Source organism: Pseudomonas sp. sp1636, from assembly GCF_030376615.1.
Lineage (GTDB): Bacteria > Pseudomonadota > Gammaproteobacteria > Pseudomonadales > Pseudomonadaceae > Aquipseudomonas.
The window spans coordinates 95,647-120,108 of record NZ_JARRAB010000008.1; the positions used below are offsets into that span (position 1 = coordinate 95,647).

Here is a 24,462-nt window from a genome sequence, read left to right on the forward strand (position 1 = left end):
TCAAAGTACCTCTTGTCCGGCCTTTTCCTGGGTCAACTTGCCCAGGTTAGAGAGAATCAGCAGGGTCGCACCGACCACGGTCAGGTACACGCCCAGGTCAAACAGCATGGCACTGGCCAGCTCGATTTCGCCGATCAACGGGATCTCGAAATGACCGAATGCCGAGGTCAGAAACGGTCGGTCGAATAGCCAACTGCCGAGCCCGGTCAGCCCGGCGATCAGCACCCCGGCCCCGGCCATGCGGTGATAATTGAGCGGCAACCGCGACTGCGTCCACTGCACGCCGCTGGCGACGTATTGCAGGATCAGCGCCACGGCAGTGACCAGGCCGGCGATGAAACCGCCGCCCGGCAGGTTGTGCCCACGCAGGAAGATGAACACCGAAATCAACAGGGCCATCGGCAACAGTACCCGCGACAGAGTGGCGAGGATCAGCGGGTGGCGATCATGCGCCCAACTGCGGCCTTCGGCATCGGCGTGCGGCTGGAACAGGCGCAGGCCATCGAGCATGGCGTAGATGCCGACACCGGCAATCGCCAGTACGCTGATTTCGCCCAGGGTATCGAAGCCGCGGAAGTCCACCAGGATCACGTTGACCACATTGCTGCCACCGCCGCCGGACAGGCTGTTCTCCAGGAAGAAACTGGAAATGCTGTCATAGGGCCGGGTCAGTACGGCAAACACCAGGATCGCCACCATCACCCCGAAGCCCGCCGCCAGGATGAAATCGCGCAAACCACGGATACTGCTCGATTCGCCACGCGTCTGCGCCGGCAGGAAGTACAGCGCCAGCATCAGCAGGACGATGGTCACCACCTCCACCGACAGCTGGGTCAGGGCCAGATCCGGCGCCGAGTAGCGGGCAAAGGCCAGCGCCACCATCAGGCCGACCACACTGAGCATCAGCAGCGACACCAGACGCTGGCGATGGAACACCACCGTGGCCAGCGCGGCCAGTGCCAGGACGCCCAGGCCCAAGGCGGTGATGCCATCGACCGGAGTCAGCGCCAGCGCGCCGGTAACTTGCGGCAAGGGGCTGAGCGCAAAGGTCACCACCACCAGCGCGGCGCCCAATAACAACCCCAGATAATGCTGCAACGAACCGTTTTCCAGGCGCTTGGTGATCGCCAGGCAAATCCGCACCAGCAACAGCATGCCCTGCTCGAACAGCAAGCGGGCATCCATGCTCGGCAAACCGGCATACCAGCGGAACAACGGCTGGCGGCATAAGTAAACGAGAATCCCGCCAAACAAGGCGATGAAACTCATCAGCAGCGGCAGATTGAAGCCATGCCAGATCGCCAGGCTGTATTCGGGCAGGCTCCCGCCCAGGGCCGCCGTCGCCGCCACGGCGAGCAATGGCGCGACCGTGTAAGCCGGCACTATGCCGACCAGCAAACAGAGGAATACCAACACCTCCACGGGCAGTTTCATGTAGCGCGGCGGCTCATGGGGCGGGTACTTCGGCAGGTTGATCGGTTCGCCGTTGAAGAACACGTCATGGATAAAGCGCAGCGAATAGGCCACCGAAAATACCCCGGCCAGGGTCGCCGCCGCCGGAATCGCCCAGTTGAAGCTGCCGAGCAGGTGCTGGTTGAGGGTCTCGCTGAAGAACATCTCCTTGCTCAGGAAGCCATTGAGCAAAGGCACCCCGGCCATCGCCGAGGCCGCCACCATCGCCAACATGGCGGTATGCGGCATGTACTTCCACATGCCGTTGATGCGGCGCATGTCGCGGCTGCCGGTTTCGTGGTCGATGATGCCCGCGGCCATGAACAGCGAAGCCTTGAAAGTCGCGTGGTTGATGATATGGAACACCGCCGCCACCGTCGCCAGGCGGGTATCCAGACCGAACAGCAGGGTAATCAGGCCCAGGTGGCTGATGGTCGAATAGGCCAACAAGCCCTTGAGATCGTGCTGAAACAAGGCCATCCCGGCGCCGACCAGCAAGGTCACCAGACCGGTGATACTGACCAGGTAGAACCACCACTCGGTACCGGCCAGCGCCGGATACAGCCGCGCCAGCAGAAACACTCCGGCCTTGACCATGGTCGCCGAGTGCAAATAAGCCGAAACCGGAGTCGGTGCCGCCATCGCATGGGGCAACCAGAAGTGGAAGGGAAACTGCGCCGACTTGGTGAACACGCCGAGCAACACCAGCACCAGGGCCAGGGGATACAGTGCATGGGCGCGAATCGCATAACCGCTGGCGAGCACCTGCGACAGCTCGAAGCTGCCGGCGATATGGCCAATCAGCAAGATCCCCGCGAACAGAGCCAAACCGCCGCCGCCGGTAATCGCCAAGGCCATGCGCGCACCGGTGCGCGCATCCGAACGGCCACTCCAGAAGCCGATCAAGAGGAACGACGAGAGGCTGGTCAGCTCCCAGAACATCAGCATCAGCAGCAGATTTTCCGACAGCACCACGCCAAGCATCGAGCCCATGAAGAGCAGCAGAAAAGCGAAGAAACGTCCGATCGGCTCCTGTTTCGCCAGGTAGTAACGGGCGTAGAGAATCACCAACAGACCGATGCCGAGAATCAGCAAGGCAAACAGAAAACCCAGGCCATCCAGGCGCAAGCTCAGGTTCAGCCCCAGCGAGGGCAACCAGTTCAGCTTGACCTTGAGCAACTCACCGGCAAACACCGACGATTGTTGCGACAACAACAGGAGCAAAGCCGCCAGCGGCGCCAGCCCCGCCGCCACCGAGCAGGCCGAACGCCCCATTCGCTCGGCCAACAGTGGCAGGATCATCCCCAAAAATGGCAAGGCGACAATTAGCGCAAGCGCCATACACAAAACCCCTTTTTTGCAAGTCCGCCGACCGGGTCATGGCCGAGGGTTAGCGTCCAAACTGCTACGCCCGCCGCATGACCGGGACTCACCGGCGTGCGGCGGGCGTAGCTTGTTGTATTGGCCGGTCTACGCCGACTGCATAGCCTGAAGAGGCAATGACAATTAGTGCTGCAGGTATCCTCAGATGGCTCAACCGGCGCTCGCCAAGCCTGATCGGAGCCAGCTAAGCCTTTGTCGACACAGGATTATTTCCCGATTATCCATACCTATCGGTGCAACGTCATGAATAGAAGTATTACTAAAATCGCGAGCCGGCCGGCTGTCTGACTCTAGCGAGTGCCGGGCACAGGGTGGCGATCATTGAGTGACCCACGAAAAAGCCGGATCAGCTGGCGCTGATCCGGCTTGGGCACGAGTCACAGGGCGACGCGGCTGGTGCCGTTGACAGTCATGATCCGTACGCGCTGACCCACCCGGAAAATCTGGTTCTCTTCGACGGCCTGAACATAGGCACGCATGGTGCCGTCGTCTTCACGTACGGTGATTTCCACGCCCTGGGTGCGAGTGAAGCCCTCTTCGGTGGCGGCACCGATCAAACCACCGGCCACCGCACCGATCACCGCCGCGACGGCACTGCCGCGACCGCCACCGACACCACTACCGGCCACTCCGCCCACCACCGCACCGGCACCGGCACCGATCGGCGTCTTGGTGCCTTCGATTTTCACCGGCCGCAGCGATTCGATAGTGCCCATGCGCACGGTTTGCACCGCGCGGGCTTCATCGCGCGAATAGCTGTCGCCCGTCAGGCTGGACGCGCAGCCCCCCAGGGCCAGAGCCAATGCCGTAAAAACTGTAACCAACGCAACTGGCTTACGCATGAGAACCGCCTCCGTTTTCAATATATGTCTCATTAGACCGGCAAAGCACGCAACTGTCATCCTGTCCATCGAAAACCCTGTCCGACGATCTGTCTATGTCAGTCAGCTTAGGCTATCGGTTAGGCTTCGTCGCAAGGAGGGGAATATCCATGGATTACTTCATCATCGCCAGCCTGACCTGTGCCGGTCTCTACTTCCACTGGTGGCTGTTCGTACGCATCAAACGCTGGGCCGACCGCGACCTGGCCTTATCGCTGGCCGGCCAGGACGCCGCGAAGAAGGACTATATGCTCCAGCGCTTGGCCGATGCCCGAGCCAGCAAGGTCAAACGCCGCGAACTACCAGCCTGGCTGGAACGCGCGGCCGCCGATTACCGGGCGCACTGAGGGGGCGCGACAACCCACTGCGGAGAACCATGCGGCGCTGCCCGAAGCCAAGTCGCTTGTCTTCCCCCAGAAACAGCAAGGCGCCCGCAGGCGCCCCGTAGAACCGATTGAATCCGCCGCAGAGATCAAGGTGCCAGACGTTCACGGCTCCATCCATCGTTGTGCAGGCGATAGTCGAGGCGGTCATGCAGGCGACTGGCGCGGCCCTGCCAAAACTCGATACGCTCGGCCAGCAGGCGATAACCACCCCAATGTGGCGGACAGTCTGGCGCCTGCTCGAGAAAGCGCTGCTTGACTTGCGCCAGCAGACCTTCAAGCTCGGCGCGATTCTTGATTACCCGGCTCTGTGGCGAAGCCCAGGCGCCCAGGCGACTGCCCAGCGGCCGCACCTGGAAATAGGCATCGGATTCGGCCTGGGAAAGGCGTTCAACCCGGCCCTCGATGCGTACCTGACGCTCCAGGCCCGGCCAGAAAAAAGTCATGGCCGCATAGGGTCTGGCGGCCAGTTCCTGGCCCTTGGCGCTGTCGTAGTTGCCGAAGAAGGTGAATCCGCGCTCGTCCAGCCCCTTGAGCAGCAACACCCGGCAATGCGGACGACCCTCGGCATCGACAGTGGCCAGCGTCATGGTGTTGGGCTCGACCGGCGGTTGCTCGGTCTTCACCGCATCGGCAAGCCATTGTTTGAACAAGCTGAATGGCTCGAAAGGCGCCTGCGCCTCGCTCAAGCCATCACGGGTGTAGTCGCGGCGCATATCCGCCAGGGTCTGGGTCATGGCAAAGCCCTCTAGAACGGTGGCTGCCTAGCTTACCCGGAGACGCTTCATTTGACTTGATCTGCGGCAATTATCTACTTGCCGGCAGCCAGTTTGGCATTCGTCGCCTTGGCTACAACCACCGCCGGCTCGACTGCCGGGGCTGGCTGGCTGTACTTGGCGACCAGCGCCTGCATGGTGTCCTGCGAGGTCAGCAGGATCTCCACCCGCCGATTGAGCGCGCGCCCTTCGGCGCTGTCATTGGCCGCGCGCGGCATGTCCGAGCCCATCCCCTTGACCATCAGACGGTTCTGCTTCAACCCGCTCAAGCGGAAGATCGCAGTAAAGGCCCGCGCCCGCTCATGGCTGAGCTCGCGATTGGCCGCAGCGGCGCCACTGCTGTCGGCATGGCCGAGCACGAACACGGCAATGCCATGATCGTTCTCCAGCAATTTGGCAACCCGGCTGATCGGCCCAAGGGTCACCGGCAACAGCATAAATGGCCGATCCGGATTGAACGTACCCTGCACCGGCGCCGTCACCACCAGCAGATTCTCGCGCCGCTCCAATTCGAAATGACTGCCTTTGATCGCTTCACGCAGACGCGGTTCGTAATCGTCCAGCCAGGCCTGAGTGACCTTTGGATTCGGCATGGCGACCGGTGCGGGTGTTTTGCTCTTTTCAGGGCCTGCGCAACCGGCAAGGAGCAGGCACAGGACGAAGGCGAGAGATTTAGTGGCGGGCATCGGTTATCCACATACGAAACGGTCTAAAGAAACCGGCAACGAGCCGGCATGAACACTTAAAACAACCACAAGGTGCTGGGAGTTTAGCCGAGCTTCCTACAAACAATCTGCCACAACACGCGCAAGTTTCTGCGCACGAGGATCCATTAAGACGAACGGCCCCAGATTGTTGACCACGAAGCCAAAGGCCAGATCGCGCTCCGGGTCGGCAAAGCCGCTGGAACCACCCGCCCCCGGATGGCCGAAAGCCCGCGGCCCCAGGCCATAGGTAGCGTTGGCCACCGCGGGCTGGTCGAGCATGCAGCCCAGACCGAAGCGGGTGCGGGTCAGCAGGGTCTTGTCCTCACCGACAGCATGTTCACGGGTCAGTTCATCGAGCAGCTCGCTCTCCAGCAAGCGGCCATCGAGCAAACCGCTGTAAAAACCGGCCAGACTGCGCGCATTACCATGACCATTGGCCGCCGGCTGCTGCATTCGACGCCACTGCGGCTTGTTAGTACTGGTCATGATCGACGGCGGATTGGTGAACGCTCGCGTGCTCACGGCCGCGGGGTCGCTCATCATGACCTTGAGCAGACGCTGCGCAGCGGCATCCCCCAGGCTGCCCTTGCCGCGGGAGATATGCGCCACGCGGTCGAATTCTTCATCGGCCAAGCCGACATGAAAGTCCAGGCCCAGCGGTTTGGCGACGCGCGCGACTATCGACTCCCCCGGGCCGCGGCCTTCGATGCGCCGCAACAATTCGCCGACCAGCCAGCCGTAGGTGATAGGCGCGTAACCATGGCCTTGACCGAGCGACCACCAGGGCTCTTCGGCCGCCAGTGCGGCGGTCATCGTCTGCCAATCGTACAAGGCCTCGGCCGGTAGCATCTGGTGCAACGCCGGCAGCCCAGCCTGATGGCAGAGCAAATGCCGCAGGGTAATTTTGCCTTTGCCGGCGGCGGCGAATTCTGGCCAATAACGGGCCACAGGCGCGTCCAGCTCGAGCTTGCCCTCGCCGACCAGTTGCAAGGCCGTCACGGCAGTAAAGGTCTTAGTGCAGGAAAATAGGTTGAGGATGGTGTCGCTGTGCCAGGCCTGCTCACCGTCCTTGTCGGCCACTCCGGCCCAGATATCCAGCACCGTCTCGCCGGCGACCTGTACGCAAAGCGCGGCGCCGCGTTCCTGCGGGTCTTCGAACAAGGCGGCAAAGGCGTGCTTGACCGCCTCGAACTTGAGGTCGAAATAGCCCTGAATCTGCACAAGCGGCTCCTTGGTCGGGGGAATGGATGATCAGCCGCGCATTGTTCCAGCCCGGCTTGCGCTTGGGAACCCGCGCAACCGGCCGCGCTTAACTGATTTCCCGGCGAAACGGCGGCAAGGCATTGAGAATCGCCTTGCCATAGCGCTGAGTCACCACTCGTCGATCGAGCAAGGTGATGGTGCCGCGGTCTGCTTCAGTACGCAGCAAACGCCCGCAGGCCTGCACCAGGCGCAGCGAGGCGTCGGGGACGGCGATTTCCATAAAGGGGTTGCCGCCGCGCGCCTCGATCCACTCGGCCAACGCCGCTTCCACCGGGTCGTCCGGCACGGCGAAGGGAATCTTGGCAATGACCACATGTTCGCAATAGGCGCCGGGCAGGTCGACGCCTTCGGCGAAACTGGCCAGACCGAACAACACGCTGTCCTCGCCGCTATCGACCCGCGCCTTGTGCTTGTTGAGGGTTTCCTGCTTGGACAGGTTGCCCTGGATGAACACCCGCTTGCGCCACTCGCGCTCCAGGCCCTCGAACACGTCCTGCATCTGCTTGCGCGAGGAGAACAGCACCAGGGTGCCGCGCGAGCCCTCCACCAATGCCGGGAGATCGCGAATGATCGCCGCCGTGTGCGCCTGCGCATCGCGCGGATCGGCATGCAGGTTCGGCACCCGCAAGACGCCGGCATCGGCATGATGGAAGGGGCTCGGCACCACGGAGGTCGCCGCCACCTTGGGCAGGCCGGCACGCATCCGGTAGCGGTCGAAGGTACCCAGCGCGGTCAGCGTCGCCGAGGTCACCAGGGCGCCATAGGCCACGTTCCACAGGTTGCGCCGCAGGGTTTCGGCGGCGAGGATCGGGCTGGCGTTGACTTCGATGTCGAACAAGGCGCCGCTGTCGGCCAGGGTCAGCCAGCGCGCCATCGGCGGGCTGTCTTCGGGGTCGTCGGCGGTGAAGGCCAGCCACAACTCCCAACTGCCATGGGCCCGCGCCAGCAGGCTGCCGAACAGCGGGTACCACTCCTCGGCCTGGTGGCTGGCGATGCCGATGGTGGCCTCGCCATCCATGGCTTCCTTGAGTTTCTCGGTCACCCCGGTGAACAGGTCGTTGAGTTTGGAAAAACCTTTCTTCAACTCAGTGCCCAGCTCACGCAGGTGCTCGGGCACTTGGCCGCCGACGAAACGGTGACGCGGCCGTTCGCGGCCCTGCATGTCTTCGCCGGGCTTGAACTCGGCCACCTGCTCGCAGGCGCTGAACATGAACTGCTGCTGGGTCTTGATCTCCCGCGCCAGCTCCGGGATCTGTTCGATCAAGCGGCCCAGGTCGCCCGGCAGCGGGTGCTGGGCCAGCAGCTTGCTGAGGTTCTTCGCCGTCTGTTCCAGCCAGTCGGCGGTCGAGCGCAAGCGGGTGAAATGGGCGAAGTGGCCGATGGCCTTATCCGGCAGATGATGGCCTTCGTCGAACACATAGAGGGTTTCCCGCGGGTCGGGCAGCACGGCGCCGCCGCCCAGGGCCAGGTCGGCGAGCACCATGTCATGGTTGGTGACTATCACATCGACCTTGCCCATGCCCTCACGCGCCTTGTAGAAGGCGCACTGCTGGAAGTTCGGGCAATGCCGGCTGGTGCACTGGCTGTGATCGGTGGTCAGTTGCGACCAGCGCGTGTCCTCCAGTTCCTCGGGCCAGCTGTCGCGGTCGCCGTCCCATTTGTTGCCGGCGAGCTTTTCCATCATGGCGACGAACAGTTTCTGGCTCTGTTCGTCGACGTCGATCCTGAAACCTTCTTCCTCGAACAACTGGGCGGTGGCGCTTTGCGCCTGGCCTTCCTGCAACAGCATGTCGAGCTTGGACAGGCACAGGTAGCGGCCACGGCCCTTGGCCAGGGCGAAACTGAAATTCAGACCGCTGTTACGCATCAGGTCGGGCAAATCCTTGTGCACGATCTGCTCTTGCAGGGCCACGGTCGCAGTGGCGATCACCAGACGCTTGCCGGCGGCCTTGGCCACGGGAATCGCCGCCAGGCAGTAGGCCACCGTCTTGCCGGTACCGGTACCGGCCTCGACCGCCACCACGGCGGGTTCGCCCTCGCGCCGACCCTCCCCGTCGACCTCGATCGCCCCCAGCACCTTGGCGATGTCGGCGATCATCAAGCGCTGGCCATAGCGCGGCTTGAGCGCCTTGGCTTCGAGAAAACGCGTGTAGGCGCCCTGGATCTGGGACTTGAGTTCGGTACTGAGCATGGGATCTGGATGTGGGGTCTGGGCGCGAAAAGGCTGGATAAATTTTCAGTGTTCGGCAACGGCCGCTATCATAACGCGCTAAGCGATAATGCGCAGAACCCGGACTGGAGTTTTACATGACACCTTACGCTGTGACCTACGCCTTGCACCTGCTCGCCGCACTCGTGTGGGTCGGCGGCATGTTCTTCGCCTGGATGATCCTGCGCCCCGCCGCAGTTAGCGCACTGGAGGCACCCGCACGCTTGAAACTGTGGCTCGAGGTATTTCAGCGCTTCTTTTACTGGGTCTGGGCGGCCGTGATAGTGCTGCCGATTACCGGCGTGGGCATGCTCAACCTGCGCTTTTCCGGTTTCGAGACCGCACCGCGTTATGTGCACATCATGATCGGCCTGTACATCGCCATGCTCGCGCTGTTTCTCCGCGTGCAGGCGCTGCAACTGCCCGAACTGCGTCGCGCAGTGGCCGCCGCAGACTGGCCGAACGGCGGTGCCGTGCTCGGGCGAATTCGCCGCCTGGTGGGTATCAACCTGATTCTGGGCCTGCTGCTGATCAGCATCGCTGCCGCCCGCCCAAGCCTCTGAGCACGAGCAGGGCGCGCATGGCGCCCCTGCTTTGCAGGCGTAGATTTAAAAGCGCACTACATCCAGATTGCCTGCCGCCCCAGCAATGCCCGGCTGGCCAGCCTGACCGGGGCGTCCATCGCGCGCATGCGCGGTGCTGTACAGCCAGCAGCCCTTGCTCGCGCCACCGGCACCCGCACCGCCGCCATGACCGGCTGCGCCACCAGCGCCGCCGTCCAGGAGTACCTGCAGCCGCTCCAGGGGAAAGTCCTGCGGCACTTCCAGGCGCACCTGGCCACCCCGCGCCCCGGCCTGGCCATCGCCACCACTCAGCCCGTCATGGCCGCGACTGGCCTGGCCCCAGGCACAGCCAGCGGGCTTGCCATCCGCACCATCCAAACCGGAGTAACCTGGCGCCCCCATGCCACCTCGGGCATCGACCAGCAGGGCTTCAGCCGCCACCCCCACCAGGCGCATGCTCAGGGTACGGCCCGGCGATGCAGGTTGCAGAAACGAACCTGGCGCGCCACGCACGCTGATCTGCGCGCCGGCCGCAATCTCGCCGCTCACCACCTCCAGACGCAAGGCCTGCTCGCCAGGCGCAATGGCGATCCGTGCGTCACGCCCCAGACGCAGTTCTGCGACATACAGCTCCGTCAGCCCAGTCGGAAGCAACAAAGTGCCATGTTCAGCGACGTGCAAGCGCTCAACCCGCAGCACGTCGGTTGTCGCCGGCAAGCGCAGCAACGTATGCGACTGCACCTCGATCAAGCTCTGCGCCAGCGCCATCGGGCTGCACAGTGCGGCCAACAGCAGCAGGCTACGCATGCTCGACCTCCAACTGCACCGGCGCCACACTCGCCGCACTCGCCGGCGTCAGCGGCAGCCCCTGCAAGTGGAAAATGCCGAACAGTAAAACTTGCACGCGTTCAAGCCCGGGCCGCGCACATCCGCTCAAACGATCATTAAACAGCACCAACTCCAGCCCATGGATCAACACAAGCAACCCGCCCGCCAGATTCAGCAGCAAGGCGAAAGGCTGCGTGAACGGATCGATAAGATTGGCCAACACCACGCCCCAAAATAACGCAGCCAGCACTTTCCCCAGCCCCAACAAGATTTTCATGTCCGCCCCTAGCAGTTTTTTGTTCTGCCGCACCTTAACTGCTTTACACCGGGCTAGCAAAAACTGCAGAGACCTCTTCCCCCGCCAGCTACCGGGCCGACCAACGACCGGCCCGCATCAGGTGACGTCGACTACGGCTGTACTTCGACCGCCGCCTCGACCCTGCGATTGATGGCACGCCCCGATTCAGCGCCGTTGTCGGCAACCGGGCGTGATTCGCCGTAACCTACCGCCGCAACCCGACCAGTTGCGATGCCATGCTGCTCGACCAATACGTCGCGCACGGCATTGGCACGCCGTTCGGACAAGCCTTGGTTATAGGCATCGGAGCCAATTGAGTCGGTGTGACCCTCGACAGTCGTGGTGGTTTGCGGGTACTGCATCATGAAGTCGGCCAGGCTTTTGATATCGGCATGGCTGTTTTCTTTGACTACCGACTTGTCGAAGTCGAACTTCACGTCCAGCTCGACTCGAACCGGCACTGCAGGCTCATCGGGCGCCATTACTTCGGGAGGGCTCGCATACTGCGGCGATGGGCAGCCATTGTGGCGCACTGGAGTATTGGGCGCTGTACCGGGACAACGATCGCGTCGATCAAACACCCCATCGCCGTCCTCATCACCGTCCTGGGCATAGCAAATAATGCCGCCTATGACCGCACCGGCCACGGCGCCACCTGCTGCCCAAGCCGAACTTTCGATTGCGCCCAGACCACCACCGGCCAGGCCGCCAATCGCACTACACAAGGGCCAGTTCCCCTGGTTGAGCGCCGCATCTCCCGTGCTGGAAGTCGTAACGCAACCAGAAAGAACACTGCTGACCAAGAGAAGGGGAATAGCAACTCTTAAGAGCCTGGTTCTCATGGCGAATCTCCTGTGTTACCGGCGCGATGCCGGTAACACAGGAGTAAAGCCGCCCCTTCTGGATAGTACAAGTGCGCCCCTGTCAAAAGGGCGCCATGACGCGCTTAAGGCTGCGCCTCGACCTCAGCCTCGACTCGACGATTGATCGCGCGCCCGGCATCGGTCGCATTGTCGGCGACCGGTCGACTCTCGCCATAACCGACTGCGCTGACCCGGCTACCCGCCACCCCGTACTGGTTGACCAGCACATCGCGAACCGCATTGGCACGACGCTCGGACAGGCCCTGATTGTAGCCGTCGGTGCCGATGGAGTCGGTATGTCCTTCAACCACGGTAGTGGTTTGCGGGTATTGCACCATGAAGTCGGCAAGGTTTTTGATGTCGGCAAAACTGCCTTCCTTGACTTGAGCCTTGTCGAAATCGAACTTCACATCCAGCTCGACCCGCACGGCTTCTGCGACGGGCTCAGGCATGACCGGCTCTTCGACCATCACCTCCTCGACCATCATCATTTCTGCCTCGGCACCATGCACCCAGCAATAGGCTGCTGCCATGCCGGCGCCGACCAGCGCGCCACCGCCCGCCCATGTCGAACTTTCAATCGCACCCAGTGCGGCACCGCCCACACCACCGATTGCCGCACACATCGGCCAATCGGTTTTCTGCAGACCGGCACAGCCGGTCAAGAAGCTGGTCGCCAGAATCAGGGGTACAGCTTTCCTTACGATGTTCATATGCGCATATCTCCAGTAGGAATCGGATCTAAACCGATACTTATGGATTAAAGACGTCAGTTTTAGAATCCGCCAGACAGGATTGACATACTCAATAAGAATGATCGGCTCTAGGCCTTCACGCCGCCGCACGTTAGTCTTTTCACAACCGATCGAGGATTATCGATGAGCGAGAGCATTTCTTCCCGCACGCCACAGCAAGCGCTGGCCACCCTGCTGGAGCGCTACGCTCCAAGCAGCCTGTTATTGGTAGGCGCCAGCGAACTGCCGGCGCTGGCCGCTTTTCAGGCCGCGCATGCCAACTGCCAGGTTACGCACGCCGCCGCGGGCGCCCTGCCGGACGAGCTGGCCGCACAACGTTTCGACCTGGCACTGATCATCGACTGCCTTGAACATCTGCCCAAACGCACAGGGCTGGAGCTGCTCGGCGGCATCCGCAACCTCAACGCCAGCCGCTTGGCAGTGCTGGTCGACCTGCAGGCCTGCGCCTGGCAGGACACCGACTTTTTTGCCCTGGCCCTGCAAACCAGTGAACGCTTTCAGCGAGGCGAGCAGACCCTGAGCCTGTTCACCTACGACCTGCTTGACTACAAACAGGTACCCGACTGGTTGAATGCCAAGTTCTGGGCCAACCCGGAAAACTTTGGCAAATACTGGTGGTAAGTCGCATGACCACAGTCCACTCCACGACCCAGCCAAGCTGCCCCTGCGGCAGTGGCGATTCACTGAGCGAGTGCTGCGGCCGCTACCATGCAGGGCTGCCGGCACCGAGTGCCGAAGCGCTTATGCGCTCACGCTACAGCGCTTACGCCCTGGGACTGGTCGATTACTTGCTGGCGACTACCCTGGCGGCGCAACGACAAGGACTGGATCGCACCGCGATCGGCGCCTGGAGCCTGCAAAGCACCTGGCTTGGCCTGGAGGTCGAAAACACCGAAGTGCTGGGCGGCCAGCCGGAACATGGCTTCGTGACCTTTACCGCACGCTGGCACGATGGCAGCGGCGAACATGCCCATCGCGAACGCTCTGCCTTCGTCCAGCACCAGGATCATTGGTACTTTATCGACCCTACGGTCGCGCTGCAGGCCGGCCGCAATGATCCCTGCCCTTGCGGCAGCGGACAGAAGTTCAAGAAGTGCTGCGCCGGCTTTGTCTGAAACGACAAGCGCCAACTCGCCCGTGCTGGCGCCAGGTCTCCCGGGCGCCGCGATCAGGACAGCCTAGTCCTGCAGTTTCAGGTGGGAAATATCCGGCGGCGGGCCGGCAGGCGCGGCCTTCGCCTCACCCATATCGCTGCCAACAGGCGCCAGACTGAATTGCGACAGATCGAGAGGCGGCGCTTGTGGGGCGGGCTTGTCGTCCTGTAAGTCCTCGCCAAGCGGGGCGATGGCAAAATCCGGTGCATCGACCTCTGAGAAAGCCGCCATGTACGCATCGCGCGGCAGCACGTTCAAGCGCTTGCCGGCAGGTTCCCGTGCCGCTACGGCTGGCACGGCCTCAGGCGCTTCGACGGCAGTCGGCAGTGCCGCCCCGGGCTCGTCAATCTCGGCCATGCCCTGTACTTCGACCAGAGCACCGGCACGCTGCAAGGTGCTGCGGTATTTTTCCGCGCCGGCCGCGTCCAGGTTGTTCTTGATCACGATGCGCCGCCCGGAGAACAACAAGGCAATGCGCGCCGCATCGGCCTGGAACAACTTGGCCAGATTGGCTTGGACCGACTCCAGTTGCGCCCCCGGCACCAGTTGGCCAGCAAAGGCGATCTCATAACGCACCATGGTCACACTCCTGTCTTTATCGGTGCCCAGTATGGCCCAGGTTTTTTTACCCTCACAACACGTTGCAGCAGAGCGCGTGCTTGTTACACTGACGCGTCCTTTGGAGTATGAAATGTTTTCCCAGGCGCTAACTATAAGAACTCTCAGCCTATTGATGTTTTTCGGCTTGCTTTGCGGCCTCAGCGGATGCTCCACCTGGACGACCGGGGAGTTTAAGGATCCAGATGTCCGCTTGGTCAAAGTCGATGTGATCAAGGCCAAGTTATTGGAGCAGCACTTCGTTCTGCGTTTTCGTATCGACAACCCCAACAGCATGAGCTTGCCGGTGAGAGGCATGGATTACCGGGTACACCTCAACGAGGTGGAACTGGCAGAAGGCCAATCCGACACCTGGTTCACGGTTCCGGCCTATGGGCACCATGTGTTCGATGTTCCGGTGCGCACCAATCTCTGGCGACATCTGCGGCAAATCGTCAAATTGCTGGAGCGACCCGAAGAGCCCATTCGCTATCGTCTCGAAGGCCAGGTGAAAACCGGTTTGTTATTCGGACGCAGCGTGCACATGTCGCGTAATGGCGAGATAATCCCCGGCGATTTCATTCCTGAGTAAGCGCACATGAACCAACAACCCCACGTACACGGCCCCGACTGCAACCACGCCGAACACGGCCACCAGCATGACCATGCCCACGTGCATGGCCCGGACTGCAACCATGCTCACCAGGAGCCCGTACGCAACACCCTCAAGGACGTTGGCCGCAACGACCCCTGCCCATGCGGCAGCCTGAAGAAATTCAAGAAATGCCACGGCGGCTGATGCGCCCATGAACACCTTGAATCTGCTGCTTCTGCTGCTGGCCGGCACTCTGCTGGTGCTGACGCTGGCCCTGTACGCCTTGCTCCTGTGGCGCCGCGTATGGGCGCAACGACGCAACCAGGCGCAGGCAGAAAACCAACGCCGTGAACGTCTGGCTGGCGATTTGCAGATACTCGCCGGCAGTCTGCTCGATGGCCAGCTGCCGTTGATCGAAGGCGCCATTCGGATCAAGGTGCTGCTGGACAACTACGACACCGCGCTGAGCCAAGATAGCCGCTGCCAGGTGTTTCACCTGCTGTTCGAAGCTACCGCCCAGGTGCCCACCCATGACGACTGGAAGGCATTGGACAAAACCGAACGGCGCCAGCACGAAAAACACTTCAACGAACTGGAGCTGCAGCACAAGGCTGCCGCTCGCACAGCCGCACGCTGGCTGCTCGACGAAGGCCTGAAGCAACCCGGCACCTGAGCCTGCCGGACTTGCAGGGGTTTGGGCGAGACTTTCATCCACCGATCTTTCCAGTCCTGCGTTCTGCAAGGAGCTCGTTGCATGCTATCGCGCGCATTCCGCCCCGCGGCCCACCTGGGCCTCGCCGCCACCCTTACTGCCGGCCTGGCGCTAAGTGGTTGCCAATCTTTTCTCGACAGCCGTTACCGCGCGAGCCTGTCCCCGGATCAGGGCAGTGTACGCATCCAGGGCTTGGCACAAAGCGTCGTGGTTCGGCGCAATGCCTTGGGCATGCCGCTGATCGAAACCAACACTTTCCACGACGCGTTGTTCGCCTTGGGCTATGTGCATGCCAGCGACCGCCTCAGCCAGATGGTCGGCCTGCGCCTGATGGCCGAAGGCCGACTGGCGGAGATGGCCGGCCCCGGCGTACTGGAAATCGACCGACTGATGCGCGCGGTCAATCTGAAGAAAAGCGCCGAAGTGCTCTATGCCAATGCCTCGCCACGGTTGAAGCGGTTTTTCGAGGTCTACGCCCGCGGCGTCAACGCCTACCTGTTCCGCTATCGCGACAAACTGCCGATGGACCTGGCCCAGTCCGGCTATCGCCCGCCCTACTGGAAAGCCGAGGACTCGGTGCTGGTGTTCTGCCTGCTGAACTTCAGCCTGGCAGTCAACCTGCAGGAAGAGATCGCCGCCCTGGTGCTGGCGCAGAAAGTCGGTAGCGAACAACTCGCCTGGCTGCTGCCCACCTACCCGGACGAACCCTTGCCGTTCGACGAAGCCGAAAAACTCAAGGGCCTGACCCTGAGCGGGCAGATTCCCGGCCTGGCCGCCGTCAGCAGTGCCGCCAGCCAGTTCGCCGGCGCACACATGCTCGGCGTCGCCGCCTCGAACAACTGGGCCATAGCCCCGCAGAACAGCCGCAGCGGCAAAAGCCTGCTGGCCAACGACACCCACCTGCCGCTGGCGCTGCCCTCGGCGTGGAACTTCGTGCAGATCCGCTCGCCGAAATTCCAGGCCGCTGGCGTTTCGATTGCCGGCGTGCCCGCCATCGTCGCCGGGTTCAACGGCAAACTCGGCTGGGGCATGACCATGGTCATGGGCGACAACCAGGATCTATTCCTGGAGAAACTCCAGCGTCAGGGCGACCGCCTCTACTATCAGGCCGACGGCAAATGGCTGCCCGCCCGGGAGCGCCAGGAAACCTTCTTCATCAAAGGCCAGCGCCCGATCCGCGAAAGCATTTTCGAAACCCGCCACGGCCCACTGCTCAACTCGGTACTGGGCGAACGCAAACACCCACTGCAACCCCTGCAACTGAACAGCGGTTACGGCCTGGCCCTGCAAACCACCCAGTTCGAGGCGGATCAGACCCTGGATGCGCTGTTCGACCTGTCCCGCGCCCAATCGGTGGAGCAAGCCTTCGAGGCCACCCGCGAAGTGCGTGCCATGCCATTGAATATCGTTTTCGCCGACGCCCAGCACATCGGCTGGCAAGTCACCGGGCGCTTCCCCAATCGCCGCGCAGGCCTTGGCCTGATGCCCTCGCCCGGCTGGGACAGCCACTACGACTGGGATGGCTTCGCCGACCCGATGCTGCATCCCTATGACCAGGATCCGCCGCAAGGCTGGCTGGGTAGCGCCAACCACCGCACCGTGCCGCGCGGCTATGGCATGCAGCTGTCCAATTCCTGGTTCTACCCGGATCGCTACGAGCGCCTGGCGCAACTGGCCGGCAGCGGCAAGCACGACACCCGCAGCATGATTGCCATGCAGTACGACCAGACCACTCCCTTCGTCGGCAAGCTGCAAAGCATGCTCGCAGCCCCCGGCATGGCCGAGCCGCTGCAAGCAGCCATCGACGCCCTAGCCACAGCCGAACGCGCAAAAGCGCGCGAAGCCTACCGCCGACTGATGGCGTTCGACGGTAACCTCGCCGCCGGTTCGGCGGATGCGGCTCTCTACGGCGCCTTCCTGCACGAAAGCGCGCGACAGATCTTTCTCGACGAACTGGGCCCCGAAACCAGCCCGGCCTGGCTGGCCCTGGTGGAAACCGCCAACCGCTCCTATTCGGCCCAGGCCGACCATCTGCTTGGCCGCGACGACAGTCCGTTCTGGAACGATCTGGGCAGCGCCCAACAACAAGACAAGCCCGCCATTCTGGCGCGCAGCCTGGCCGCCGCCGTGACCTTTGCCGAAGCCAAACTGGGCGCCGAGCGCAGCGCCTGGCAGTGGGGCAAGCTGCACACCTACAACTGGATCACGCAGACCAGCAAACTGGCGCCCTACATGAGCGCCAGCCAGCGCGCCGGGATCAACTCGCTGAAGGGTTATCTCGACCGCGGCCCCTACCCGGCCGGCGGCGACCACAGCACTCTCAACGTATCGGCCTACAACTGGGGACAGGACTTCGACACCTGGCTGATTCCGGCCATGCGCATCGTCGTCGACTTCGGCCGCGAAGAGCCGCTGCTCGGCCTGAACAGCTCCGGCCAATCCGGCAATCCGGCGAGCGAGCACTATGCCGACGGTATCGCGGCCTGGCGCAAGGGCCAGTACATGAGCTTTCCGCTTCGGCCAGAGAACCTTGAAAAGGCCTATGGCACTAAACGACTGATCCTCATGCCCGGCAATTAGTGGCTCTGCCCCCGTTAACCGTTGCAGATACCCGCGACCATGAGGAGCCGCCCGCACACGACACATAACCGGGGCATAGCCGAATTAATGGCCATCGATCGACGGCGATTGAACTAATCCGCCGAGCCTCGACTCTGAATCAACGGACTTACTCCATAGTTCATCATTTAGGGCGCCTTTGGCGCCCTTTCTTTTGCGCGCAATTCCCCCCTCCGCGATGGCCTGCCCGGAAATGGCGCTTATGCAGGAGGTTCGCTGCGAGCAACGAAGCCCAACGGAATCAGCCGGCTGGGCCGAACCGGCAACGATGATCAATCGCGAGTAATGCCGGTAATGGTGATGCCATAACATTCTGCCAGGCGTACGGCCGGCGTCTGGATTTCGTTGGGCAGGTCTTTGGGCTCTTCGCGCTCGTAGAGCTTCTCGGCCATTTTGAGCAGCTGCATTACCGCCTGATCCATGCTCGGTTTGTTGGCGCATTGAAGCTCGAACACTTCGGTGCGCTCATCTTTGCTGTAGGTGATCTTCCACGTGGTCATGACTGACTCCTCCTGCACTAAAATACGCAATCGTCCGCAAGCTAACGGACACGATCCTGGTTAGACCCACCCTAGCAAAGCAACCCGATCGCTGCAGGCGATCCGCGCCGGACAGGTTTTCCAGATATTTCAGCGTCAATAGCCAACCCCTGCGCAGCCTTGCATGCCGCTCCGCTAGCCTTGCTGCATCGAGAGATTCTCCGGCTTTTTACTTGAGTTTCGCCCTCATGCACGGCCATTGGCGGTTAACCCAAAGCCGCAGTTGGCTTATGATCCAGCCCCAGCAGCGCCTGCGACCACCTCGCCGCCGAGCAGCGGGTGAGCCGTCCGGCCGTGGTGTAACCGGCCCGCCACTGACGGCAAACCAGCCACCAGCGGAGGCAATGCCATAACCGGCAGGCTGCCGTTTTTCCGACCAACATCATCCGCGTAACTGACTTGCACTAAGGAACCACCATGAGCAGTCGCCAAACCGAGATCGCCACCGCTCTGAAAGTAGTGCCCCCCTTCGCCGACGACAGCGCCCTGCTGGCCGAGATCGAGCGGCGCAAAACCTTTATCAAGGATTGCCTGCGTAGCTCGGGCCTGAAAGTACTGGTGCTGGGCATCAGCGGCGGAGTCGATTCGCTGACGGCCGGGCGTCTCGCGCAACTGAGCGTGGAAGAACTGCGCAACGAGACCAACGACGCCGCCTACCGCTTCATTGCCGTGCGCCTGCCTCACGGCGCCCAGCATGACGAGCACGACGCCCAGGCGTCGCTGCAATTTATCCGCGCGGACGAAGAAGATACGGTGAATATCGAAGGCAGCGTGCATGGGCTCGGCGAGCAGGTCAGCCACCTGCAGAAGCTCACCGCAGCACGCCGCGACTTCGTGGTCGGCAACATCAAGGCACGCCTGCGCATGGTCGCCCAGTTCGCCATTGCCAACGCCAATAACGGCCTGGTCATCGGCACCGACCATGCGGCCGAGGCGGTGATGGGTTTTTTCACCAAATTCGGTGACGGCGCTTGCGACCTGGCGCCGCTCAGCGGTCTGGTCAAAGGCCAGGTGCGCGCCATCGCCGAGCAGCTCGGTGCACCGCAACACCTGGTGTTCAAGGTACCCACCGCCGACCTGGAAGAACTGCGTCCCGGCAAGCCGGACGAAGAAGCGCATGGCGTCAGCTACGCCGAGATCGACGCCTTCCTACATGGCCAGCCGGTTCGCGACGAGGCCTATGCCATCATCACCCGTACTTATGACAACACGCGGCATAAGCGCGAGCTGCCATTGGCGCCCTGAGCGCAAAAGCGCAGACAAGAAAAAGCCGGTTCCCGCATCGCGCGCAACCGGCTTTTTCTTACTGCGGCCAATCGATCAGGCTTTCGGCAAGGTCACGCCCAGCTGGCCCTGGTATTTGCCGCCGCGATCCTTATAGGACACCTCACACTCCTCGTCGGACTCGAGAAAGAGCATCTGCGCCACGCCTTCGTTGGCGTAGATCTTCGCCGGCAAGGTCGTGGTGTTGGAGAACTCCAGCGTCACGTGACCCTCCCACTCGGGCTCCAGCGGGGTGACGTTGACGATGATGCCGCAGCGCGCGTAGGTGCTCTTGCCCAGGCAGATGGTCAGCACATTGCGCGGAATACGGAAATATTCGACGGTGCGGGCCAGGGCGAAGGAGTTCGGCGGAATGATGCAGACATCGCTCTTTATGTCGACAAAGCTCTTGGCATCGAAGTTCTTCGGATCGACGGTGGCCGAATTGATGTTGGTGAACACCTTGAATTCATCGGCACAGCGCACGTCATAACCATAGCTGGAAACACCGAAGGAGATCAGCGGCTGACTGCCTTCTGTGCGCACCTGGCGCTCGACGAAAGGCTCGATCATGCCGTGCTCTTGGGCCATGCGGCGAATCCATTTATCCGATTTGATGCTCATGGCGGGCGTCCTGAATAAGCGGGTGATGAAAAAGTGAGCGCATCTTACCGGGGCCGGCGACAGGGTTCAAAGGCTGTCGACCAATGTCATCGTACAGCGCTTGCCTTACATCGCCCGTCGCCAAATAACAAAAAGGCCTACAGAGCGTTCGCGCTTAGCGTTAAAAGCGCGTACAGTAGCGCCACTGTGCTGCATGTGTCACCGCGAATCGCTACTTGATGCCTAGATTTCGATCCAAACATCGTCCGACTCCTAGTACTCGTTGCACTCAGTCCCGGCCTGGGCTTTTCCAGGGCTGTTATTTAAATTTGTTAGGAGACATAACATGTCGAATCGTCAGAATGGCACCGTCAAGTGGTTTAACGATGAGAAAGGCTACGGCTTTATCACCCCGCAATCCGGTGACGACCTGTTCGTACACTTCAAAGCTATCCAGAGCGATGGCTTCAAGAGCCTGAAAGAAGGCCAGCAAGTTACTTTCGTCGCTACTCGCGGCCAGAAAGGCATGCAAGCCGAGGAAGTTCAGGTTGTATAACCTGATCTAACCCGCTTGAGAAAAAGCCCCGCCATGCGCGGGGCTTTTTTGTGGGCGCCGATCCGTCATTTACGCCGTGCGCTCAGTGCGCACGGCGCTGACCCATTCAGTCCTCGCTGACCAGGATGCTCGGCATCGCCTGCGCCTGCCGCTCGCCCTGGGCGATACGCGCGCCGACGTGGCGGGCGATGTCCTGATAGATCATGGCAATCTGGCTTTCCGGATCGGCGATAGTGGTCGGCTGGCCACCGTCGGCTTGCATGCGAATGGCCATCGACAGCGGCAAGGAGGCCAACAGGTCGACACCGAACTGTGCCGCCAGCTTCTCGCCGCCACCCTCGCCGAACAGATGCTCGGCATGCCCGCAGTTCGAGCAGATGTGCACCGCCATGTTTTCCACCACACCGAGCACCGGGATATTCACCTTGCGGAACATCTCGACCCCCTTCTTGGCATCCAGCAGCGCCAGATCCTGCGGTGTGGTGACGATCACCGCACCGGATACCGGCACCTTCTGCGCCAACGTTAGCTGGATGTCGCCAGTGCCCGGCGGCATATCGACCACCAGGTAATCCAGGTCATCCCAGGCGGTCTGCGTGATCAACTGGATCAATGCGCCGGAGACCATCGGCCCGCGCCACACCACCGGGGTATTTTCGTCGGTCAGAAAGGCCATGGACATGACCTCGACGCCGTGGGCCTTGAGCGGCACGAACCATTTCTGATCCCTCACCTCAGGCCGCGTACCCTCGGCAATGCCGAACATGATGCCCTGGCTAGGCCCATAGATATCCGCGTCGAGAATCCCCACCTTGGCCCCCTCGCGCATCAGCGCCAGCGCCAGGTTGGCGGCGGTGGTCGACTTGCCCACTCCCCCCTTGCCCGAGGCCACGGCGATCACGTTCTTCACGTTAGCCAACGCCGGCACCTGAGTCTGCGCCTTGTGCGCCTCGATCACGCAGTCGACCTGCACCTCGGCACTGTCGACGCCATCGAGGTTTTCCAGGGCCATTTGCAACATCTGCGCCCAGCCGCTTTTAAACAGGCCGGCGGCGTAACCCAACTGCAGACGCACGTTGACCTTGCCGCCCTGGATCTCCACTTCACGCAAGCAGCCCGCACTGACCGGATCCTGATCGAGGTGCGGATCGGTGTATTGGGACAATGCAGCTTCGATTGCTGCGCGGGTAACGGACATAAGAGACTCCCAAGGAAAGACCGAGCAGAACAGGCGGGTATCTTACCTCGCCGGGCGTACCACGCGCACCGCCTCCCGAGCCCGTAACCAGTACCCGGTGCACACAAAGCCCTCTGTCCAGACGATCCAGCGGATGAAAAAAAACCGCGCCGGCTATATAGTTGCCGACTTCTTTCGTTATACCAGTGCAGCCGATCACATGACCGAAGCCCGCAAGATTCTCGTTACCAGCGCCCTGCCCTACGCCAACGGTTCGATTCACCTCGGCCATATGCTCGAGTACATCCAGACCGATATGTGGGTGCGCTTCCAGACGCTGCGCGGCAACCAGTGCGTGTATGTCTGTGCCGACGACGCCCATGGCTCGGCGATCATGCTGCGCGCCGAGAAAGAAGGCATTACCCCGGAACAGCTGATCGCCAACGTCAAGGCCGAGCACACTGCCGACTTCGCCGACTTCGGGGTCAACTTCGACAATTATCACTCCACCCATTCCGAAGAAAACCGCGAGCTGTCGGCGGACATCTACCTGAAGCTGCGCGATGCCGGGCATATCGCCACCCGCTCGGTGACCCAGTACTTCGACCCGGAAAAGGGCATGTTCCTTGCCGACCGCTTTATCAAGGGTAGCTGCCCCAAGTGCGCGGCCGAAGACCAGTACGGCGACAACTGCGAGAAATGCGGGGCGACTTATGAGCCCACCGAGCTGAAGAACCCGCGCTCGGCGATTTCCGGCGCCGTTCCGGTGCTCAGGGACTCCAAGCACTTCTTCTTCAAGCTGCCCGAATTCGACGCCATGCTGAAACGCTGGACGCGCAGCGGTGCGCTCCAGGAGGCGGTGGCCAACAAGATTGCCGAATGGCTGGACGGCGGCCTGCAGGAATGGGACATCAGTCGCGACGCGCCCTACTTCGGCTTCGAGATTCCGGATGAGCCGGGCAAATACTTCTACGTCTGGCTGGATGCACCGATCGGTTACATGGCCAGTTTCAAGAACCTCTGCGCACGCAATCCCGCGCTGGATTTCGATGCCTTCTGGGGCAAGGACTCGACGGCCGAGCTGTACCATTTCATCGGCAAGGACATCGTCAACTTCCACGCCCTGTTCTGGCCGGCCATGCTCGAAGGCGCCGGCCTGCGCACCCCGACCGCGGTCAACGTGCATGGTTACCTGACCGTCAACGGGCAGAAGATGTCCAAGTCGCGCGGCACCTTCATCAAGGCGCGCACCTACCTGGATCACCTCAACCCGGAATACCTGCGCTATTACTACGCAGCCAAGCTCGGCCGCGGCATTGAAGACCTCGACCTCAACCTCGAAGACTTCGTGCAGAAGGTCAATTCGGATCTGGTCGGCAAGGTGGTCAACATCGCCAGCCGCTGCGCCGGCTTCATCCACAAGGGCAATGCCGGTGTACTGGTCGCCGGCAACGCCGCCCCCGAGTTGACCGAAGCCTTCCAAGCCGCCGCACCGAGCATTGCCGAGGCCTACGAGGCGCGCGACTTTGCCCGCGCCATGCGTGAGATCATGGGCCTGGCCGACCGCGCCAACGCCTGGATCGCCGACAAGGCGCCCTGGGCCCTGGCCAAACAGGAAGGCAAGCAGGACGAGGTGCAGGCCATTTGCGCCCTGGGCATCAACCTGTTCCGCCAATTGCTGATCTTCCTCAAACCGGTGCTGCCGAAACTGGCCGCCGATGCCGAGGCCTTCCTGAATGTCGCGCCGCTGACCTGGAACGACCACCAGAGCCTGCTGGCCGACCACCAACTGAACCCGTTCAGCGCCCTGCTGACCCGTATCGAGCCTGCAAAAATCGACGCCATGATCGAAGCCTCCAAAGAAGACCTGGCCGCCAGCGCAACCGCTCCCGCCGCACCAGGCAACGGCGAGCTGACAAAAGAGCCGCTGGCCGCCGAAATCGCCTTCGACGCCTTTGCCGCAGTGGATCTGCGCATCGCCTTGATCGAGAAATGCGAGTTCGTCGAAGGCGCCGATAAGCTGCTGCGCCTGACCCTGGACATCGGCGATGCCAAGCGCAACGTGTTTTCCGGGATCAAGAGCGCCTACCCCGACCCGAGCCAGCTGGAAGGCCGCCTAACCCTGTACGTGGCCAATCTGGCCGCGCGCAAGATGAAGTTCGGCGTTTCCGAAGGCATGGTGCTGGCCGCCGGCCCTGGCGGCGAAGAAATCTACCTGCTCAGCCCGGACAGCGGCGCCAAACCAGGCCAGCGGGTCAAGTAAATACCCTGCGACGGATTGCCCCA

Annotated in this window: 23 protein-coding genes and 2 pseudogenes; 11 read left to right on the forward strand and 14 right to left on the reverse strand. The window is 62.0% G+C overall.

From position 1 onward, the window contains the following. Together P8H27_RS10080 and P8H27_RS10085 are read right to left on the reverse strand one after the other, a co-directional pair. Window positions 1-2,793: a monovalent cation/H+ antiporter subunit A gene (locus P8H27_RS10080; RefSeq protein WP_289637184.1), complete on the reverse strand. Its 2,793-nt coding sequence runs from the start codon at window positions 2,791-2,793 to the stop codon at window positions 1-3. 419 nt (window positions 2,794-3,212) lie between these two features. Further along, window positions 3,213-3,677: a glycine zipper domain-containing protein gene (locus P8H27_RS10085; RefSeq protein ID WP_289637185.1), complete on the reverse strand. Its 465-nt coding sequence runs from the start codon at window positions 3,675-3,677 to the stop codon at window positions 3,213-3,215. A 149-nt stretch (window positions 3,678-3,826) separates the two neighbouring features. On the opposite strand from P8H27_RS10085, the gene P8H27_RS10090 reads away from it, so the two are divergent. After that, a complete protein-coding gene (locus tag P8H27_RS10090) occupies window positions 3,827-4,063 on the forward strand; it encodes a hypothetical protein (protein WP_289637186.1) in 237 nt (78 codons plus the stop codon). A gap of 125 nt (window positions 4,064-4,188) precedes the next feature. Here the strand turns inward: P8H27_RS10090 and pdxH are convergent, their stop codons facing one another. The 4 genes and pseudogenes from pdxH to dinG all read right to left on the reverse strand — a co-directional run bounded on the left by pdxH (window position 4,189) and on the right by dinG (window position 9,036). Beyond that, window positions 4,189-4,836 (reverse strand): pyridoxamine 5'-phosphate oxidase, encoded by a 648-nt coding sequence (gene pdxH, locus P8H27_RS10095; RefSeq protein ID WP_289637188.1) that lies wholly within the window; start codon window positions 4,834-4,836, stop codon window positions 4,189-4,191. Between the two features lie 104 nt (window positions 4,837-4,940). Next, window positions 4,941-5,561: pseudogene (locus P8H27_RS10100) on the reverse strand (OmpA family protein); the annotation flags it as partial. A gap of 96 nt (window positions 5,562-5,657) precedes the next feature. Continuing rightward, on the reverse strand, window positions 5,658-6,803 hold the full coding sequence (locus tag P8H27_RS10105) for a serine hydrolase domain-containing protein (RefSeq protein WP_289637189.1): 1,146 nt from the start codon (window positions 6,801-6,803) through the stop codon (window positions 5,658-5,660). An 88-nt stretch (window positions 6,804-6,891) separates the two neighbouring features. Continuing rightward, complete coding sequence (dinG, locus tag P8H27_RS10110; protein WP_289637191.1) at window positions 6,892-9,036, reverse strand: ATP-dependent DNA helicase DinG; 2,145 nt, start codon at window positions 9,034-9,036, stop codon at window positions 6,892-6,894. A 116-nt stretch (window positions 9,037-9,152) separates the two neighbouring features. On the opposite strand from dinG, the gene P8H27_RS10115 reads away from it, so the two are divergent. Then, complete coding sequence (locus tag P8H27_RS10115) at window positions 9,153-9,617, forward strand: CopD family protein (RefSeq protein ID WP_289637193.1); 465 nt, start codon at window positions 9,153-9,155, stop codon at window positions 9,615-9,617. A gap of 45 nt (window positions 9,618-9,662) precedes the next feature. On the opposite strand, the gene P8H27_RS10120 is transcribed toward P8H27_RS10115, so the two are convergent. The 4 genes and pseudogenes from P8H27_RS10120 to P8H27_RS10135 form a co-directional block, all read right to left on the reverse strand. Beyond that, window positions 9,663-10,424, reverse strand: coding sequence for a collagen-like protein (locus P8H27_RS10120; protein ID WP_289637194.1), 762 nt, complete (start codon window positions 10,422-10,424; stop codon window positions 9,663-9,665). Next, on the reverse strand, window positions 10,417-10,722 hold the full coding sequence (locus P8H27_RS10125) for a DUF1145 domain-containing protein (RefSeq protein ID WP_289637195.1): 306 nt from the start codon (window positions 10,720-10,722) through the stop codon (window positions 10,417-10,419). Before P8H27_RS10125 ends, P8H27_RS10120 begins: the two co-directional genes overlap by 8 nt. Window positions 10,723-10,853: 131 nt before the next feature. Continuing rightward, window positions 10,854-11,585, reverse strand: a complete 732-nt coding sequence (locus tag P8H27_RS10130) for an OmpA family protein (protein ID WP_289637196.1) — start codon at window positions 11,583-11,585, stop codon at window positions 10,854-10,856. Between the two features lie 104 nt (window positions 11,586-11,689). Continuing rightward, window positions 11,690-12,046: pseudogene (locus P8H27_RS10135) on the reverse strand (OmpA family protein); the annotation flags it as partial. 438 nt (window positions 12,047-12,484) lie between these two features. Between P8H27_RS10135 and P8H27_RS10140 the strand changes: the two are divergent. Beyond that, complete coding sequence (locus P8H27_RS10140) at window positions 12,485-12,982, forward strand: DUF6231 family protein (RefSeq protein WP_289637197.1); 498 nt, start codon at window positions 12,485-12,487, stop codon at window positions 12,980-12,982. 5 nt (window positions 12,983-12,987) lie between these two features. Then, the gene (locus tag P8H27_RS10145) at window positions 12,988-13,476 is read left to right on the forward strand and encodes a YchJ family protein (protein ID WP_289637198.1); all 489 of its coding nucleotides are present in this window, start codon (window positions 12,988-12,990) and stop codon (window positions 13,474-13,476) included. 63 nt (window positions 13,477-13,539) lie between these two features. On the opposite strand, the gene P8H27_RS10150 is transcribed toward P8H27_RS10145, so the two are convergent. Beyond that, on the reverse strand, window positions 13,540-14,094 hold the full coding sequence (locus tag P8H27_RS10150; protein ID WP_289637200.1) for a hypothetical protein: 555 nt from the start codon (window positions 14,092-14,094) through the stop codon (window positions 13,540-13,542). 112 nt (window positions 14,095-14,206) lie between these two features. Between P8H27_RS10150 and P8H27_RS10155 the strand changes: the two genes are divergently transcribed. From P8H27_RS10155 to P8H27_RS10170, 4 genes are all read left to right on the forward strand, one after another. Next, window positions 14,207-14,704 (forward strand): LEA type 2 family protein, encoded by a 498-nt coding sequence (locus P8H27_RS10155; RefSeq protein ID WP_289637316.1) that lies wholly within the window; start codon window positions 14,207-14,209, stop codon window positions 14,702-14,704. A gap of 6 nt (window positions 14,705-14,710) precedes the next feature. Further along, window positions 14,711-14,911: an SEC-C metal-binding domain-containing protein gene (locus P8H27_RS10160; protein ID WP_289637202.1), complete on the forward strand. Its 201-nt coding sequence runs from the start codon at window positions 14,711-14,713 to the stop codon at window positions 14,909-14,911. A 7-nt stretch (window positions 14,912-14,918) separates the two neighbouring features. Further along, the gene (locus tag P8H27_RS10165) at window positions 14,919-15,380 is read left to right on the forward strand and encodes a DUF2489 domain-containing protein (RefSeq protein ID WP_289637203.1); all 462 of its coding nucleotides are present in this window, start codon (window positions 14,919-14,921) and stop codon (window positions 15,378-15,380) included. Between the two features lie 81 nt (window positions 15,381-15,461). Further along, window positions 15,462-17,999: a penicillin acylase family protein gene (locus P8H27_RS10170; RefSeq protein WP_289637205.1), complete on the forward strand. Its 2,538-nt coding sequence runs from the start codon at window positions 15,462-15,464 to the stop codon at window positions 17,997-17,999. 311 nt (window positions 18,000-18,310) lie between these two features. Here the strand turns inward: P8H27_RS10170 and P8H27_RS10175 are convergent, their stop codons facing one another. Beyond that, window positions 18,311-18,538: a hypothetical protein gene (locus P8H27_RS10175; protein ID WP_289637207.1), complete on the reverse strand. Its 228-nt coding sequence runs from the start codon at window positions 18,536-18,538 to the stop codon at window positions 18,311-18,313. 456 nt (window positions 18,539-18,994) lie between these two features. Between P8H27_RS10175 and nadE the strand changes: the two genes are divergently transcribed. Beyond that, window positions 18,995-19,822 carry an ammonia-dependent NAD(+) synthetase gene (gene nadE / locus P8H27_RS10180; protein WP_289637209.1) on the forward strand — a complete coding sequence of 276 codons (828 nt, stop codon included), beginning with the start codon at window positions 18,995-18,997 and terminating at the stop codon, window positions 19,820-19,822. Between the two features lie 75 nt (window positions 19,823-19,897). On the opposite strand, the gene dcd is transcribed toward nadE, so the two are convergent. Next, the gene (gene dcd / locus P8H27_RS10185) at window positions 19,898-20,464 is read right to left on the reverse strand and encodes a dCTP deaminase (protein ID WP_289637211.1); all 567 of its coding nucleotides are present in this window, start codon (window positions 20,462-20,464) and stop codon (window positions 19,898-19,900) included. A 325-nt stretch (window positions 20,465-20,789) separates the two neighbouring features. Between dcd and P8H27_RS10190 the strand changes: the two genes are divergently transcribed. Further along, the gene (locus P8H27_RS10190; RefSeq protein ID WP_090498617.1) at window positions 20,790-20,999 is read left to right on the forward strand and encodes a cold-shock protein; all 210 of its coding nucleotides are present in this window, start codon (window positions 20,790-20,792) and stop codon (window positions 20,997-20,999) included. A 106-nt stretch (window positions 21,000-21,105) separates the two neighbouring features. On the opposite strand, the gene apbC is transcribed toward P8H27_RS10190, so the two are convergent. Beyond that, on the reverse strand, window positions 21,106-22,197 hold the full coding sequence (gene apbC, locus P8H27_RS10195) for an iron-sulfur cluster carrier protein ApbC (protein ID WP_289637215.1): 1,092 nt from the start codon (window positions 22,195-22,197) through the stop codon (window positions 21,106-21,108). A gap of 199 nt (window positions 22,198-22,396) precedes the next feature. Here apbC and metG point away from each other — a divergent pair, with 199 nt between their 5' ends. Continuing rightward, entirely contained in the window at window positions 22,397-24,439 is a 2,043-nt protein-coding gene (metG, locus tag P8H27_RS10200) for a methionine--tRNA ligase (RefSeq protein ID WP_289637318.1), read from the forward strand. Window positions 24,440-24,462 lie beyond the last annotated feature (23 nt).

Bases quoted from the DNA above. Each gene is read 5' to 3' on its own strand.
- P8H27_RS10120 (WP_289637194.1), bottom strand. From the start codon at position 10,424: ATGCGTAGCCTGCTGCTGTTGGCCGCACTGTGCAGCCCGATGGCGCTG.
- P8H27_RS10160 (WP_289637202.1), top strand. From the start codon at position 14,711: ATGAACCAACAACCCCACGTACACGGCCCCGACTGCAACCACGCCGAA.
- nadE (WP_289637209.1), top strand. From the start codon at position 18,995: ATGAGCAGTCGCCAAACCGAGATCGCCACCGCTCTGAAAGTAGTGCCC.
- P8H27_RS10125 (WP_289637195.1), bottom strand. From the start codon at position 10,722: ATGAAAATCTTGTTGGGGCTGGGGAAAGTGCTGGCTGCGTTATTTTGG.
- apbC (WP_289637215.1), bottom strand. From the start codon at position 22,197: ATGTCCGTTACCCGCGCAGCAATCGAAGCTGCATTGTCCCAATACACC.
- P8H27_RS10175 (WP_289637207.1), bottom strand. From the start codon at position 18,538: ATGACCACGTGGAAGATCACCTACAGCAAAGATGAGCGCACCGAAGTG.
- P8H27_RS10165 (WP_289637203.1), top strand. From the start codon at position 14,919: ATGAACACCTTGAATCTGCTGCTTCTGCTGCTGGCCGGCACTCTGCTG.
- P8H27_RS10150 (WP_289637200.1), bottom strand. From the start codon at position 14,094: ATGGTGCGTTATGAGATCGCCTTTGCTGGCCAACTGGTGCCGGGGGCG.
- P8H27_RS10085 (WP_289637185.1), bottom strand. From the start codon at position 3,677: ATGCGTAAGCCAGTTGCGTTGGTTACAGTTTTTACGGCATTGGCTCTG.
- P8H27_RS10080 (WP_289637184.1), bottom strand. From the start codon at position 2,793: ATGGCGCTTGCGCTAATTGTCGCCTTGCCATTTTTGGGGATGATCCTG.
- P8H27_RS10115 (WP_289637193.1), top strand. From the start codon at position 9,153: ATGACACCTTACGCTGTGACCTACGCCTTGCACCTGCTCGCCGCACTC.
- P8H27_RS10090 (WP_289637186.1), top strand. From the start codon at position 3,827: ATGGATTACTTCATCATCGCCAGCCTGACCTGTGCCGGTCTCTACTTC.
- P8H27_RS10140 (WP_289637197.1), top strand. From the start codon at position 12,485: ATGAGCGAGAGCATTTCTTCCCGCACGCCACAGCAAGCGCTGGCCACC.
- P8H27_RS10155 (WP_289637316.1), top strand. From the start codon at position 14,207: ATGTTTTCCCAGGCGCTAACTATAAGAACTCTCAGCCTATTGATGTTT.
- dinG (WP_289637191.1), bottom strand. From the start codon at position 9,036: ATGCTCAGTACCGAACTCAAGTCCCAGATCCAGGGCGCCTACACGCGT.
- metG (WP_289637318.1), top strand. From the start codon at position 22,397: ATGACCGAAGCCCGCAAGATTCTCGTTACCAGCGCCCTGCCCTACGCC.
- P8H27_RS10190 (WP_090498617.1), top strand. From the start codon at position 20,790: ATGTCGAATCGTCAGAATGGCACCGTCAAGTGGTTTAACGATGAGAAA.
- dcd (WP_289637211.1), bottom strand. From the start codon at position 20,464: ATGAGCATCAAATCGGATAAATGGATTCGCCGCATGGCCCAAGAGCAC.
- P8H27_RS10145 (WP_289637198.1), top strand. From the start codon at position 12,988: ATGACCACAGTCCACTCCACGACCCAGCCAAGCTGCCCCTGCGGCAGT.
- P8H27_RS10130 (WP_289637196.1), bottom strand. From the start codon at position 11,585: ATGAGAACCAGGCTCTTAAGAGTTGCTATTCCCCTTCTCTTGGTCAGC.
- P8H27_RS10170 (WP_289637205.1), top strand. From the start codon at position 15,462: ATGCTATCGCGCGCATTCCGCCCCGCGGCCCACCTGGGCCTCGCCGCC.
- pdxH (WP_289637188.1), bottom strand. From the start codon at position 4,836: ATGACCCAGACCCTGGCGGATATGCGCCGCGACTACACCCGTGATGGC.